The organism is Sorangium sp. So ce321 (assembly GCF_051530195.1).
In the GTDB taxonomy this organism is placed as follows: domain Bacteria; phylum Myxococcota_A; class Polyangia; order Polyangiales; family Polyangiaceae; genus Sorangium.
The window spans coordinates 3,929,896-3,944,044 of sequence record NZ_CP150329.1 but is presented as its reverse complement, the minus strand read 5'-3'; the positions used below and the strand labels follow the sequence as shown (position 1 = coordinate 3,944,044).

Annotated in this window: 10 protein-coding genes and 1 tRNA gene; 8 read left to right on the top strand and 3 right to left on the bottom strand. The window is 68.4% G+C overall.

Annotated elements, in window-relative coordinates; genetic code table 11:
- Positions 1-36 precede the first annotated feature (36 nt).
- Positions 37-765 (bottom strand): hypothetical protein, encoded by a 729-nt coding sequence (locus WME89_RS15220; RefSeq protein ID WP_438009877.1) that lies wholly within the window; start codon positions 763-765, stop codon positions 37-39.
- A gap of 416 nt (positions 766-1,181) precedes the next feature.
- On the opposite strand from WME89_RS15220, the gene WME89_RS15215 reads away from it, so the two are divergent.
- Positions 1,182-1,314 (top strand) — tRNA-OTHER (locus tag WME89_RS15215).
- 133 nt (positions 1,315-1,447) lie between these two features.
- Positions 1,448-3,043 carry a TROVE domain-containing protein gene (locus WME89_RS15210; RefSeq protein WP_438009876.1) on the top strand — a complete coding sequence of 532 codons (1,596 nt, stop codon included), beginning with the start codon at positions 1,448-1,450 and terminating at the stop codon, positions 3,041-3,043.
- A gap of 34 nt (positions 3,044-3,077) precedes the next feature.
- Here WME89_RS15210 and WME89_RS15205 read toward each other — a convergent pair whose 3' ends face one another.
- Both WME89_RS15205 and WME89_RS15200 read right to left on the bottom strand, forming a co-directional pair.
- Positions 3,078-4,298, bottom strand: a complete 1,221-nt coding sequence (locus WME89_RS15205; protein ID WP_438009875.1) for a hypothetical protein — start codon at positions 4,296-4,298, stop codon at positions 3,078-3,080.
- A gap of 119 nt (positions 4,299-4,417) precedes the next feature.
- The gene (locus WME89_RS15200) at positions 4,418-5,665 is read right to left on the bottom strand and encodes an aspartate kinase (protein ID WP_438009874.1); all 1,248 of its coding nucleotides are present in this window, start codon (positions 5,663-5,665) and stop codon (positions 4,418-4,420) included.
- Between the two features lie 412 nt (positions 5,666-6,077).
- On the opposite strand from WME89_RS15200, the gene WME89_RS15195 reads away from it, so the two are divergent.
- From WME89_RS15195 to WME89_RS15170, 6 genes are all read left to right on the top strand, one after another.
- Positions 6,078-7,268, top strand: a complete 1,191-nt coding sequence (locus tag WME89_RS15195) for an ATP-binding cassette domain-containing protein (protein ID WP_438009873.1) — start codon at positions 6,078-6,080, stop codon at positions 7,266-7,268.
- Between the two features lie 5 nt (positions 7,269-7,273).
- Positions 7,274-8,008: an ABC transporter permease gene (locus WME89_RS15190; RefSeq protein ID WP_437666544.1), complete on the top strand. Its 735-nt coding sequence runs from the start codon at positions 7,274-7,276 to the stop codon at positions 8,006-8,008.
- Positions 8,009-8,017: 9 nt separating this feature from the next.
- Positions 8,018-9,859 carry a GldG family protein gene (locus tag WME89_RS15185; RefSeq protein WP_438009872.1) on the top strand — a complete coding sequence of 614 codons (1,842 nt, stop codon included), beginning with the start codon at positions 8,018-8,020 and terminating at the stop codon, positions 9,857-9,859.
- Between the two features lie 27 nt (positions 9,860-9,886).
- On the top strand, positions 9,887-10,993 hold the full coding sequence (locus WME89_RS15180) for a DUF4340 domain-containing protein (protein ID WP_438009871.1): 1,107 nt from the start codon (positions 9,887-9,889) through the stop codon (positions 10,991-10,993).
- A 466-nt stretch (positions 10,994-11,459) separates the two neighbouring features.
- Positions 11,460-13,277 carry a fatty acyl-AMP ligase gene (locus WME89_RS15175; protein ID WP_438009870.1) on the top strand — a complete coding sequence of 606 codons (1,818 nt, stop codon included), beginning with the start codon at positions 11,460-11,462 and terminating at the stop codon, positions 13,275-13,277.
- The gene (locus WME89_RS15170; protein ID WP_438009869.1) at positions 13,264-14,148 is read left to right on the top strand and encodes a class I SAM-dependent methyltransferase; all 885 of its coding nucleotides are present in this window, start codon (positions 13,264-13,266) and stop codon (positions 14,146-14,148) included. Before WME89_RS15175 ends, WME89_RS15170 begins: the two co-directional genes overlap by 14 nt.
- The last annotated feature ends 1 nt before the right edge of the window (position 14,149 follow it).

Sequence of the window (14,149 nt, the reverse complement as noted above, 5' to 3'; positions counted from 1 at the left end):
GGCGGGTCGAGCCGGGGTGCTCCGAGCGGCCCGGCCTCACGGGGGCGCGATCACGTCGGCGGGTGAGCGCGGAGCAGGGTTGATCGGCGCGATGGCGGCGCGGGTGGCCCTCGGGAGGTCGTCGAAGATCTCCGGCATCAGGGACACCTTGCCGTGGAGCCGGAGCACGCACTCCACGAGGAGCTTCGCGGCGCCGTAGATGTTGAGCCACTCGTCGCGCGCGGCCTTCACCTCGGGGGTCATGGTGCGCCGGGCGAGGCGGCTCTTGCGCACGCTCCTCGTGAGCGGCTCGAGGGCGTCGCGCGCGCGCTCGATCTCGGCCGCCCACGCCTCGTGATCGGGCAGCTGGCGCCTGTGCTGCTCGATCACCTCCAGCGCGTGCGCCATTGCCGCCGCGAGCTTCGCGGGGCGGCGGCGGAGCACCGTGGTGAGGGTCTGCCCCTGGAGGAGGTCGCGGGCCAGCGCGACCCCGCCGGGCCGCGACGCGGCGTGCTCCACGAGGCGGCGCAGCAGGTCGCGGCCCGCCGCCACGGGATCGGCCTGGCCCTCCCTCGCAGCGCCTGACGCGGAGGAGGCCACAGCCGCGGCGGTCGCCTTCAGCGTGGCCTTGCGCAGGGCATCGGTGGCGGCGTCGAGGCGCGCCGCGACGGCGCGCAGGGCCTGCTTGAAGCCCGCGTCGATCGGCACGACGAGCTTCTGGATCTGCGACGCGGTGAAGCGGCCGTACACCTCGATATCGCGCTGGTAGATGTAGGGATCGGACATGGGGGCAACTCCACCGCGCGCGGGCGCGTTCAGGGCATATCGCAGGCTGCCATGACCGCCCGACCAGCCGCGCCGCCGAGAGCGCGGTGGGCGCGCGGAGCAGGCGGCCACAGCCGGAGCTCTCTACATGACGCGCGCGAGCGGAGGGAGGGAATTCTGTGGGCCGCCCCCGCTGCACGGAGCGTCCGCCCTCACGTGATCCACCGCGCGCCAGGTTCGGTGGTGGCAGGGCGATGATGTCCGGCTGCGCTGTGGTTGCGCCAGACGCGCGGAAGGCGCCCATTTATCTCGTGCTCTACGAATTTATCTTGTGGGATAGACGACCACGCAGGCAAGCTCGGCTCTCCGGCGGTTTCCGCGGCTCGTACGCGCCGAGGCTGGCTGGCATCCTCCCTGCAATACCCTCCAGCGTCCACGCCAGAGTAGCTCAGCGGTAGAGCGCGCAAACAACTCCGGACGGTGTTCTCCGGCGCGATGAGCGCTGGCAGTGAGCTCCGGGGTTACTTCCCTCTAAGGACGAGGTCGCGGGTTCGAGTCCCGTCTCTGGCACAAGGGCGCAGCGCGGCAGTGAGCGTCACGGTTCCTTCGTTTCGATACGACCAACCCCGTGACCATCATCCTCCGCGCTGCGCCCCCTCTCTCGGCCCCTCGCCGCGCGTGCGTCGAGGAAGGAGGTGTCATCATGTCTTTCTTTCAGCATCTCAAGCGTCAGGCTCAGCGTGACAGCGCGTCGCACCTGAACTGGATGGGCGGGCGCTCCTACGACATCGCCGATCCGCTGAAGCGCCTCCGCCTCGCGGCCTCGTCGTGCTTCTTCGGCGAGCCCATGTACTATCACCGCGAGCCGGCCGACCCGCGCCCGGTGAAGGCGAAGAAGAAGGCCGCCGACCATCCGCGCCTGTCCGACGCCGAGGTGAAGCGCCTGCGCGAGACGCTCGGCGCCGTGGATCCGGCCGCGTGGCGCGCGCTCTCACCGGCGGCGCTGATCGAGAAGGCCATCGACGAGGCGCTCGCGGCCGATCCGGAGGCGACGCTCGCCGAGGCGGCGCGCCTGCGCGAGGAGGAGCACCTGCGCACGACGCCCCAGGTCATCCTGGTGCGCGCGGCGAACACCGCGTCGGTGCGCGGAACGGGCCTCGTGCGCCGCTTCGCGCCGCGCATCATCCAGCGCGCGGACGAGCCGGCGGTCGGCCTCGCGTACCAGCTCTACCGGTTCGGCAAGCCGGTGCCGAACGCGCTGAAGCGCGCGTTCCGCGACGCGCTCGAGCGGTTCGACGATCACGCCCTCGCGAAGTATCGCCTCGAGGGCAAGGGGAGCAAGACCGTGGACGTCGTGAACCTCGTGCACCCGAAGAGCCCGAGCGTCGACCGCCTCGCGAAGGGCGCGCTCCGCGCGACTGGCCGCACCTGGGAGGCGCTCATCTCGGCCCGCGGGTCGAACCGGTGCGCGTGGCGCAAGGCGCTGCCGGCCATGGGCCACATGGCCCTGCTGCGCAACCTGCGCAACCTCATCGAGGCGGGCGTGCCGGCCGACGTGTTCGTGCCGAAGCTGCTCGCGACGGCTGCCGAGGGCAAGCAGCTGCCCTTCCGGTACTACAGCGCCTATCAGGCGGTGAAGGGTTGCGCGCCGGGCCCGGTGCTGGACGCGGTCGAGCAGTGTCTGCACCGGTCGCTCGGCCAGGCGCCGCGCTTCCCCGGCCGGGTGATGGTGCTCTGCGACAACAGCGGGTCTGCGCAGGGCACGACGACGAGCAGCCTCGGGACGATGCGCGTCTCCACGATCGCGAACCTCACGGGGGTCGTGGCCGGGATGCGCGCGGACGACGGGCACCTCGGCGTGTTCGGTGACCGGCTGGAGACCTTCGCGGTGCGCAGGCATGAGAGCGTGTTCTCGCAGCTCGACCGGGCGGAGCAGATCGCCCGCACGATCGGCACGGAGACCGAGAACGGCGTGTGGCTGTTCTGGGATCGCGCGATCCGCGAGCGGCAGCGCTGGGACGCGGTGTTCGTGCTGAGCGACATGCAGGCCGGCCACGGCGGCCTCTACGGTAAGCGCCCGAAGGACTACGCGGACTTCGCGTGGAACGGGCACTACATCGACGTGGCGAAGCTCGTCGCGGCGTACCGCGCGCGCGTGAACCGCGCCGTGCGCGTCTTCCTGGTGCAGGTCGCCGGCTACCAGGACACGCTCGTGCCCGAGTTCTACGATCGCACGTACATCCTCGGCGGCTGGGGCGAGGGGCTCCTGCGCTTCGCGGCGGCGATGGCGCAGGAGTAGCGGCGGGCGCCGGACGATGTGCTCTGTGGCGCTCTCAGGGGCACATCAGGCCATCCGCGACGCAATCCTCGCTCGGGGGGTCGAGGTCGATGCACTTGTTCGCGGGCTGCAGGCTCCAGATGCAGAAATTATTATAAATAAAGCCATCGACTCGATTGAACACGACATTCACATTCGAGTAAATTGGCCCCTTGTGGCATGCTCCCTGCGCGCCGCCGATATAATAGATCTTGTCTCCGACCTGTACCGGGCCACCCTCGAGGTGGATATTGCCGTAAGAACCGACGACGACGTCTTCGCCCATCGCGTCGGTCCGCAGCACAGGGGCAAAAGCGCCCTCCAGCCGGACCTTCACCCCTCCCCACTTGTGAAAGAAGTCCGTCTCGGTCGGTGAGCTGAGCTTCATCGCCTCTTCGGTCGTGAGGACGTGAGGATTCGGGGGTTCCACGTGGCCTCGTGGCGTGACGCTCTTGATCCACTCGACCTGATACTGCCCGACTCCGCTCTGGGCAATGAGCTCAGGACTTGCGCCGCAATCCTGTCTACAGTTCTCCGCCGTCTCTGGCGGGGTGCTCGCAGGATCACAGACCAAATCGCCGCATGCATCGCTGCAGGAAGAAGAGCTGAAGTAGGTCGTCTCGCCGATGATATCAAAAACGTCCCCCGGCGCGACGCTGTCGGGGAAGGGATCGCCCGCCGAGGAGCTCTCCAGGCTCGGGCAAACGATATGGCCGTTCCCATCGGTCGAGGCTTCGCTTCGAGAGACAGCCAGGATGCCGGAGTTGGCCGTGGTCTCGGTGAGGTCGGGGCTGGAGACAAACACCCCCCAGAGACAGGCCCCGGACCTGGTATTGTCGATGAAGAACTTCTGGCTCACCGCCACAACGCCCTTCAGCTCGACGACTGTATCCCTCGCCACTGCCCCGGTGGTGATCTCCTCGATCGTCACCACCCGCGCCGGCGGCGGCGGCGGCTCCGCCGTCCCTCCCCCGCCCTCACCCCCGCCAGCGCTCCCGGTGGTCGCCGTCCCCGGCTCGCCCCCGCCGCCGCCCTCTCCCGGGTTCGCCGTCGCCGCCCCGCCGCCACCCTCCCCGGTGGTCCCCCCTGGCCCTCCAGGCCCCGTCGGCAGGCTGCTGTTCCCCTCCGGCTGACAGCCACCAGCGCCGATGGAAAGCGCCACCGCGCAGAGCGCGCCTAGCCCCAGCAGCCCAACATCCCTGCTACGCATGCGAACCTCCACGACGACAAAAAGCAACGCCGTGCGCTCCTCACGGAGCGATCGCGACGCCATAACGCAACGCGCTGCGAGCAGCCTTCCCGACAGTGTCGGCGGCCGCTCACAGCGAGCGCATTACGACCGTAGCACAGTTTTCGTTACGCTTTGGCGCCGAGCCCGAAGCCATCGTGCAGCGCACGGACGGCGAGCTCAGCATACTTCGTCGACACCAGGCACGAGATCTTGATCTCGCTCGTGGAGATCGCCTGGATGTTGATCCCCTCCGCCGCGAGCAGCTGGAACGTCCGCGCCGCCACGCCCGCGTGCGTGCGCATCCCGAGTCCGACGATCGACACCTTCACGATGTCCTCCTCGTAACGGATGCCCACCGCGCCCACGCCGCCGGCGACCTTCTCCATCACGAGCTTCGCCCGCGGCAGATCCGCCTTGCCGACAGTGAACGTCACGTCCGCCTTCACCTCGCCGGACGCGCCGCGCACCTCCTGGCCGTAGCTCGGCGCGTTCTGGATGATCATGTCGACGCTGATGTTCTCCTCGGCCAGCGCGCCGAAGATCTGCGCCACAACGCCCGGCTTGTCGTCGACGCCGACGAGCATCACCCGCGCCTCGTTCCGGTCCAGGGCAACGCCCGTCACCGTCACGCTCTCAAGCGACTGCTCCTCGCCGACAACCCACGTGCCCGGCACGTCCGAGAACGACGACCGCACGTGCACCGGGACACCATACTTCATCGCAACCTCCACGCTCCGTATCTGAAGGACCTTCGCGCCCAGCGACGCGAGCTCCAGCATCTCTTCGTAGCTGATCCGCTCGATCTTCCGCGCCGTCTTGCAGATGTTCGGATCCGTCGTGTAAACGCCGTCGACGTCCGTGTAGATCTCGCACTCGGCGCCCACCGCCGCCGCGATCGCCACGGCGCTCGTGTCGCTGCCGCCCCGGCCGAGCGTGGTGATGTTGCCCGCGTCGTCGACGCCCTGGAAGCCAGCGACCACCGCGATCTTCCCGTCCGCCAGCGCCTCGTGCAGCCGCTGGGCGTCGATCGCCTTGATCCGCGCCTTCGTGTAGGCGCTGTCCGTCAGGATCTTCAGCTGGTGGCCAAGGAAGCTCCGCGCCTTGCCGCCCTGCGCCTGGATCGCGATCGCCATCAGCGCCGCCGAGACCTGCTCGCCCGTCGCCGCCAGCGCGTCCATCTCCCGCGCGTCAGCCACGGGCGCGATGTCCGACGCCAGCTTGAGCAGCCGGTTCGTCTCGCCGGCCATCGCGCTCACGATGACGACGACGTCATGACCGGCCTGCTGTGTGGCGAGCGCGCGCGCGGCCGCCCGCTGGATGCGCTCGATGGACCCGACGGACGTGCCGCCGAACTTCTGGACGATAAGGCTCACGCGAGGTGTGGCCAACTAGTCCAACGTGGACGCCCGGGTCAAGAGGAAATCCGACGGCTCGGTCGAGCACGCGCGAGCACGCATCCGAGCAGACGAGAGCACGCCTCCAAGCAGACGAGCGCAGCACGCCGTAAATGAACCGCCACGTCAACCCCACGCCGGAATCGGGGATAGCCTGAACAACCCGGCCCGGTGCAGTCCCGAGCGCCGGGAATAAACACCCGACCCGGCCGCTTCGGGTCGGCGCTGTTGACAGAGATCCCCCCGCCGCTACGATGGCGCCGCCATTCGCCTGGGTAATGGGCGATCCAGGGCGCCCCGACGGCGCGCCCGTCGGCTAGGCGGGGGATCGCGAAGGGCGAGCCGCGGAGCAAGGCGCTCCGCGTTCACGGAACCATCGAAGGAGGTCATTTTGGCTAGCGATGTGATGATCGAGGCGAGCTCGCTGACCAAGCGCTATGGGTCGCTGCGCGCGCTCGACAAGGTGAGCTTCGAGGTCCATCGCGGCGAGGTCGTCGGCTTCCTCGGACCGAACGGGGCCGGCAAGTCGACGACCATGCGCATCCTCACCTGCTTCATCTCGGCTTCGGCCGGGACGGCGCGGGTCCACGGCTACGACGTCTTCGACGACCCGCTCGATGTGCGGCGCAAGCTCGGGTACCTGCCCCAGCGCGCCCCGCTCTACGGCGAGATGAACGTCTGGGAATACCTGTCTTTCGTCGCCGACATGCGCGGGCTCGATCAGTCTGTGTTCAGGAAGCGCATGAAGGGGATCGTCGAGGTGTGCGGCCTGGCCCAGGTGCTCGGCAAGGACATCGGCACCCTCTCGCACGGTTATCGCCAGCGCGTCGGCCTCGGGCAGGCGCTGGTCCACGACCCCCCGATCCTCATCCTCGACGAGCCGACGAGCGACCTCGACCCGAACGAGAAGGCGGAGGTCATCCGTTACATCAAGGAGATCGGCAAGGAGCGGACCATCCTGCTCTCCACCCACAACCTCTCCGAGGTCGAGGCCGCCTGCGCGCGCGCCATCATCGTCTCCAAGGGGCGCGTCGTCGCCGACGGCCCGCTCGACGAGATCCGCGCCAAGAGCGGCAAGGTCCGGTACGTCGTCACCGTCCACGAGAAGAAGGTCTTCGAGGGCGGCGAAGGCTACCGGTCGGGCTCGCGCAAGCCGCCGACGGCCCAGGAAGTCCAGACCGCGCTCGCGGGGCTGCCCGGCGTCACCAGCGTCACCGAGCTGCCGACCGACGACAGCGCCCACAGCTTCCAGATCCTCGGCGCGCTCGGCGGCGACATCCGGCCCGAGCTCTTCCAGCTCATCGTGCAGAAGGGCTGGCTGCTCCTCGAGATGCGGCGCGACTCGCAGAGCCTCGAGGACGTGTTCAAGGCGCTCACGCGCGGCGACGAGCGGAAGGACCGCGGCCGCAAGCTGATCACCGACGATCTCGACGACGAGGACGAGGCGAGCGCCGCGGCCGACGACGAGGACGACGAGGACGACGACGAGGACGAGGACGGCGCCGACGACGAGGCAGCCAAGGACGACGGCGACGACGACGAAGGCGCGGAGGACGAAGCGCCGGCCAAGAAGAAGGGCTGAACGGTATGAGCACCACCCTGACCATCGCGAAGCGGGAGTTCCGCTCCAACTTCGATTCTCCCCTGGCCTATGTCGTGATCTGCTTCGGGCTGATCGCGCTCGGCGTCATCTTCTTCTTCATGAACGGCGGCTTCTGGCAGGCGGACCGCGCCTCGCTCGCGCAGCTGTTCATGTGGGCGCCCATCGGGCTCTCCTTCCTCATCATCCCCGTCATCACGATGAGGCTCCTCGCCGAGGAGAAGCGCAGCGGCACGCTCGAGATGCTGATCACCCTCCCCGTCCAGGACCACGAGGTCGTCCTCGGGAAGTTCCTTGGCGCGTGGGGCCTCGTGCTCGTGCTCGTCTTCTCGACGATCCTCTACCCGATCCTGATGTTCACGTGGCCCTGGCACCTCGGCGCGCTCGACACCGGGCCGGTGGTCTCGGGCTACATCGGCCTCGTGCTCTACAGCGCGGCCGCGGTCTCGATCGGCCTCCTCATCTCGTCGCTGACCGACAGCCAGGTGATCGCGTTCTTCATCACCTTCCTGCTGCTGGGCTTCCTGCACGGCGTGGACAACTTCGCCGACTACGCCCCCTCCTTCATCCGCGACGTCCTCTCCTTCATCAGCTTCGACACCCGCCTCGCGCCGTTCGCGCGCGGCATGGTGTCCACCCGAGACATCGTCTTCTTCCTCTCGATCACCGCGGGCAGCCTCATGGCCGCGTTCAGGGCGCTCGAGCGCAGGAAGTGGGCGTAAGGACAAGCCATGGAACGGAAAGCCAAAGCCGCGACGCAAACAGGCGTCTATCTGGCCATCGTGGCCGCCATCCTCGTGGTGGCCAACGTCATCTCGCTCAGCGCCTACAAGCGCATCGACATGACGAAGAACGAGAGGTTCACCCTCTCGAAGGGCTCGGCGCACCTCGTCCGCGAGGGGCTCAAGCAGGACCTCCAGATCGACGTCTACGTCACCCGCGGGCTCCCGAAGCACGAGGCGTTCATCCAGGACCTCACCGACCTGATGAACGAGTACGAGCAGGCCTCGAACGGCAAGCTCCACTACTCGATCATCGAGCCGAAGACGGACGAGCAGCGCGCCGCCGCGAAGGAGGCGGGCCTCCAGGAGGCCGCGTTCGGCGAGGGGAGCGAGACCGGCCAGGACCAGGCCACGATCACCCGCGGGTTCATGGGCGTCGCCTTCAAGTACGGCAGCGAGAAAGAAGCGATCCCGATGCTCTCGCCCGACCAGGCGCAGGGCCTCGAGTTCTGGATCACGAACACGATCCGGGAGATCCGCGACAAGGCGGACGGCATCGACACGAAGATCGGGATCGTGACCGGCAAGGACGAGATCAAGCTCTCCGACCCGAACCTCGTCCCGTCGCAGGGCGGCCGCGGCGGCCCGTCGATGCGCCAGCTGCTCGAGCACCACTTCCCGTTCTACAAGTTCGAGGACGTCGACCTGAAGGGCGGCGACACCGAGATCAACAAGGAGCTCGCCGGCCTCGTCATCACGCAGCCGGGCAAGGAGTTCACCGAGAAGGAGCTGCGTCGCATCGACCAGTTCATGATGCTAGGCAACAAGGCGCTCGCCGTGTTCGCCGGCGCGGTGAACCTCAAGGCGTCCGACCCCACGATGAAGGCGACGCTCAACACGTGGGGCCTCGAGAAGCTGCTCGACGGCTACGGCGTCGAGATGAAGAAGGAGGCGATCCTCGACTGGAGCCGCTCGATGGCCATCCCGGTGCAGACGCAGTCGGGCCAGATGATGTGGTTCCGCGCGCCGGGCATCCTCCAGCTCCAGGAGGACAGCCGCTTCGAAGAGAACGAGCAGATCCTCGACGCGTCGTTCCCCGGCTTCTTCCGCCTCCCCGAGCTCTCGTTCCCCTTCCCGTCGACGCTCGTGCCGCACCCGGAGAAGCAGCCCGAGGCGACGATGAAGGTCGTCGCCCGCTCGACCCCGAAGACCACGGTCGACACGTCCGAGAACATCGACATGAAGTTCTCGGCCGAGTGGAAGCCGAAGGGCGAGTACGCGCAGCGGGCCATCGCGGTGACGGTCGAGGGCAAGCTCAAGAGCGCCTTCGGCGGCCAGGAGGGGCTCGGCATCACGGCGCCCGCGGAGAGCGCGGACCGTGGCCGGATCCTCGTCCTCTCGGCGTCGCAGTTCCTCGCGAACCCGTTCGCCCGCTCCGGCAACCCGCCCCCGATGCCGCCGCAGATGCAGATGATGGGCGGGATGGGCGGCGACGAGGATCTCCTGATGCTCTCGCAGCCCTACGCGCAGAAGTACCTGACCGCGACCATCCTCACGTTCAAGAACACCCTCGACTGGATGGCCGGGGACAGCACGCTGCTCGCGGCGACCGCGAAGATGTTCAGCGAGACCAACCTGACCTACGCGGGCATCGAGAAGCCGAAGCAGGAGGCCACGGACGACGAGGCCACCCTGGCCAAGAAGGCCGAGGAGTACAGGGCGGAGCGCAAGACCGTGCAGCAGCGCGTGCAGTGGACGCTCACGCTCCTGCCGGCGGCGCTCTTCGCCGTGTTCGGCCTGGTGCGGTGGCGGCGGCGGGAGAGCGCCCGCGGGAACATCACGCTCGACTGAGCCAGAGCCCCATGGGGTGAAAGAGCCATGAAGACCGAGCACAAAATCTACATCGCCCTCGTCGTCCTCGCGCTCCTCGGCGTCGGCGTGTTCCTCACGCAGAGGAAGCAGAAGGCGCAGCTCGACGCGCACTCGGTGACCGCCGCGACGGCGGACCTGCCGAAGGTCGGCGTCTCGAAGGACGACGTCGAGAAGGTCACGAAGATCTCGATCAAGAACGCCGACAAGTCCGACGTGACGCTCGAGAAGAAGGGCGACACGTGGGAGGTCACGAAGCCCGTGAACGCGAAGGCGCACACGGCGAACGTGCGGAGCCTCCTCGACAACCTGAAGGAGCTCAAGCTGAAGGAGGCGATCGACAGGACGGCCGCCACCTACGGGCAGTACGAGCTCACGGACGAGAAGGCGATCCACGTCGTCGCGTACAAGGGCGACGAGAAGGCGCTCGACGTGTACTTCGGCAAGAGCGGCTCGCGCGGGCAGATGGCGCGCGTCGCGGGCACGGACGGCGTGTACGTCGCGGGGGGCTACTCGAGCTACCTGTACACGCGCGAGGCGAAGAACTGGCGCGAGAACTCGATCCTCAAGTTCGAGGACGAGAACGTGATCCAGGCCTCGATCGAGAACAAGAACGGCCTGTTCAGCTTCTCGAAGAACGGCGACAAGTGGGCCGGCACGTTCGCGCCGCGCGACAAGGGCGGCAAGATCGGCGCGGCCCAGGCCAAGTGGGAGAAGTTCGACGAGGCCAAGGTGAAGGACCTGCTCCGCGCCTACCAGGGCCTCGGCGCGGAGGACTTCGGCGACGGGAAGTCCGCCTCCGACACGGGGCTCGACGCGCCGGCGACGAGCGGCGGCATCGTCAAGATCAAGCTGAAGGACAACGCCGGCGACTTCACCATCAACGTCGGCAACACCGCGAAGGGGCAGAGCCGCTACGCCACGAAGGAGGGCGGAGACGGCACGATCTACGTGATCTCGTCCTGGTCGGCCGACTGGGCCCTCGCGGACCAGAAGCGGTTCGAGAAGAGCGAGAAGAAGGACGACAAGAAGGGCGAGGACGCCCATGACGACGAGGCCGCTGGCCACATGGGCATGCCCATGGGCGGCATGCCGATGGGCGGCGACGTCGAGTAATCGGCGACAGCGCGCATGAGGTCGAGGAGGCGCCGGGCGACCGGCGCCTCCTCGCATTTTGTGCGCCGGAGGCCGCAGGCGCCTGCACGCAGCAGCGCGGTGTGCGCCGCGCGGAACCGAGGCGGCGCTCCGTCAGCCGTGACAATCGGCGGAGCGCTCGCGTGAGCGCCACCGCCAGGCGCCAGGCCACCATCGACGCGACAGCGCTGGATGGCTCGTCACCCGCACAACGCGAAGTCGACTTCGCATCCGCCGGGGACATGTGACGAATATTCGACGCACTCTGCGCACGGTTTTTCGTCACCCGGGACGGCCCCGGACAGCGGAATCAGGCTCAAACCCTGCATTCCATTGTTTTCTGTTTGCCCTGGCCCGGATTTCGCTTATGGCTGCGCTCACTCAGGCCCCGGGGCGTCCCTGTCGGACGGATCCCTACGTCCGATCGGCCTGAGTCGCCAGAGAGTCCATGCGAACGTTCGTCGAAGTTCTCCAGCACAACGCGGCGCACGCCGATCGAGCGGTCAAGTTCGTTCGCAGCTCGGGCGAGGAGCGCTCGATCAGCTACGCCGAGCTCTGGATCGAGGCGCAGCGCCGGGCCCACGCGCTCCGCCAGCTCGGGCTCCGCAAGGGCGACCGGGTCGCGCTGATCCTGACCGAGGCCGACGAGTTCGTCCTGACCTTCGTGGGGGCGCTCACCGCCGGCATCGTCGCCGTCCCGATGTATCCGCCGCAGTCGCTGGCGAAGCTCGAGGCGTACAGCGAGACGGTGCAGCACATCCTGGAGGCGTCCGGCGCGAGCGTGCTCGTCACGAACGAGCAGCTCAAGGAGATGATCGACGCGTACCTGGCCGCGAACGGCCACGGGGGCGAGGCCAGCCTGCCAGGGCTGCGCATCGTCCTCGAGCGCGATCTGCGCGAGCCCGAGGGGTTCGACGCGTCGGCGTCGGGCCCGTGGCAGGTGTCCCTCGAGGACCTCGCGTTCCTGCAGTTCACGTCGGGGAGCACCTCGCGCCCGAAGGGCGTGATGGTCACCCACCGCAACCTCTCGGTGAACAGCCACGCGATCATGTTCGACGGGCTGCGCTCCACCCCGGAGGACCGCGGCGTCAGCTGGCTGCCGCTCTACCACGACATGGGGCTCATCGGCTTCGTCATCGCGCCGCTCTACGCGCTCGTGCCGGTGATGTTCCTGCCGACGACGGCGTTCATCCGCCGCCCGTCGCTCTGGCTCGACGCGATCCACAGGTTCCGCGGCACGATCACCTTCGCCCCGAACTTCGCCTTCGCCCTCGCGACGCGCGCCGTCACCGACGCGCAGGCGGGGAGCTGGGACCTCTCGTGCCTGCGCGCGCTCGGGTGCGGCGCCGAGCCGATCCAGGCCGACGTGCTCCGCGCGTTCCTGGACCGCTTCCGCAAGCGAGGGCTCCGCCCGGAGAGCATCCTGCCCTCGTACGGCATGGCCGAAGCCACGCTGGCGATCACCTTCAGCGACCTCGAGGCTCCGCTCACCACCGATCGCGTGGACGCCAAGGCGATGCAGGCCGGGCGGGCGCGGCCCGCGAACGGCGGCGCGTCGCTGGAGCTCGTCTCCTGCGGTCGTCCCCTCCCCTGCCACGAGCTCATCATCGCGGGGCCGGACGGCGCGCCGCTCCGCGAGCGCGAGGTGGGCGAGATCTGGGTGCGCGGTCCGAGCGTCGCGGCCGGGTACTTCAACGAGCCGGAGGCGACCGAGGCCGCCTTCGGTGGGGGCTGGCTGCGGACGGGCGATCTCGGCTATACCGCCGGCGGCGAGGTGTACCTCTGCGGCCGCTCCAAGGACCTCATCATCCTCGGCGGCAAGAACTACTTCCCCCAGGACATCGAGCGCGTCGCGTCCTCCGTCGAGGGGGTGCGCGATGGCCACTGCGTCGCGTTCTCGTGCCTCAGCGCCTCGGGGGCCGAGCGGGCCGTCGTCGTCGCCGAGGTCAAGCGGACCGTGGCCGGCGTCGCGCAGGCGATCACCCAGGCCGTGCGCGCCGAGCTCGGCGTGCAGCTCTCCGAGGTCGCGCTCATCAAGCGGGGGACGCTGGCGAAGACGTCGAGCGGCAAGGTGCGCCGCCGCGAGATGAAGCGGCGCTTCGAGTCCGGCGAGCTCGAGGTCGCGGAGTTCGACGAGGGCGCCCTGCCCTCCCCCCATGCCGACGCGAACCGCGCGAGCGGAGCGGCGGCGCGAACCGAAGGGGGCCGCGCGGGCGGCGTCCCGGCACGTGTTGTTGTCGAAGGAGTCATCGATGGGATCCAGTAAGGCCGAGGTCGAGGTCAGCTACGACGTCTCGAACGAGTTCTTCAGGCTGTGGCTCGACGAGCGCATGAACTACACGAGCGCCGTCTACGAGTCCCCCGAGCAGTCGCTCGAGGCCGCGCAGCTGAACAAGCTCCGGATCCTGTCGGACTTCGCCAAGGTGACGCCCGAGAAGAAGGTGCTCGACATCGGCTGCGGCTGGGGCGCGGCGCTCGAGTACGTGGCCACGTCGCGCGGCGTGAAGCGCGCGGTCGGCGTCACCCTGTCCACGGCGCAGGCCGCGGAGGTGAACGCCCGCAAGATCCCCGGCGTCGAGGTGATCGGCGGCGACTTCCGGACCTTCTCGACGGCCGAGCGGTTCGACAGCCTGATCTCGATCTGCATGATCGATCACCTGTGCTCGCCCGAGGAGGCGCGCCAGGGCAAGGCGATCGACATCTACCGGGCGTACTTCAAGAAGGCCTGGGAGCTCACGAACAAGGGCGCCTGGTTCGGCCTCCAGACCATCCTCCGCAACCGGACGCCGCGGATGACGCCCTGGGGCGGGCTCCCCGCCGGCACGCGGAAGGACCTGGAGGACATCTACTTCGTCACGAAGGAGATCTTCCCCGGCGGCCTGAACCCGCGGCTCGAGGACATCATCCAGGCGGCGAACCCCTACTGGGAGGTGATGCAGGTGAACACGCGGCGCGAGCACTACCAGCGCACCACCGCCGAGTGGCTCCGCCGGCTCAGGCTGAACGAGAAGACCATCCGGTCGACGTGGGGGGACAAGGTCTTCGACGACTACGATCGTTACCTGTCGACGTGCGTGAACGCGTTCGACAAGCACTACAGCTCCCTCGCTCAATACGAGCTTCGCAGGATCGACTGAA

Coding starts and splice junctions, on each gene's coding strand:
- WME89_RS15180 (WP_438009871.1), top strand. CDS start 9,887: ATGAAGACCGAGCACAAAATCTACATCGCCCTCGTCGTCCTCGCGCTC.
- WME89_RS15185 (WP_438009872.1), top strand. CDS start 8,018: ATGGAACGGAAAGCCAAAGCCGCGACGCAAACAGGCGTCTATCTGGCC.
- WME89_RS15210 (WP_438009876.1), top strand. CDS start 1,448: ATGTCTTTCTTTCAGCATCTCAAGCGTCAGGCTCAGCGTGACAGCGCG.
- WME89_RS15170 (WP_438009869.1), top strand. CDS start 13,264: ATGGGATCCAGTAAGGCCGAGGTCGAGGTCAGCTACGACGTCTCGAAC.
- WME89_RS15220 (WP_438009877.1), bottom strand. CDS start 765: ATGTCCGATCCCTACATCTACCAGCGCGATATCGAGGTGTACGGCCGC.
- WME89_RS15190 (WP_437666544.1), top strand. CDS start 7,274: ATGAGCACCACCCTGACCATCGCGAAGCGGGAGTTCCGCTCCAACTTC.
- WME89_RS15175 (WP_438009870.1), top strand. CDS start 11,460: ATGCGAACGTTCGTCGAAGTTCTCCAGCACAACGCGGCGCACGCCGAT.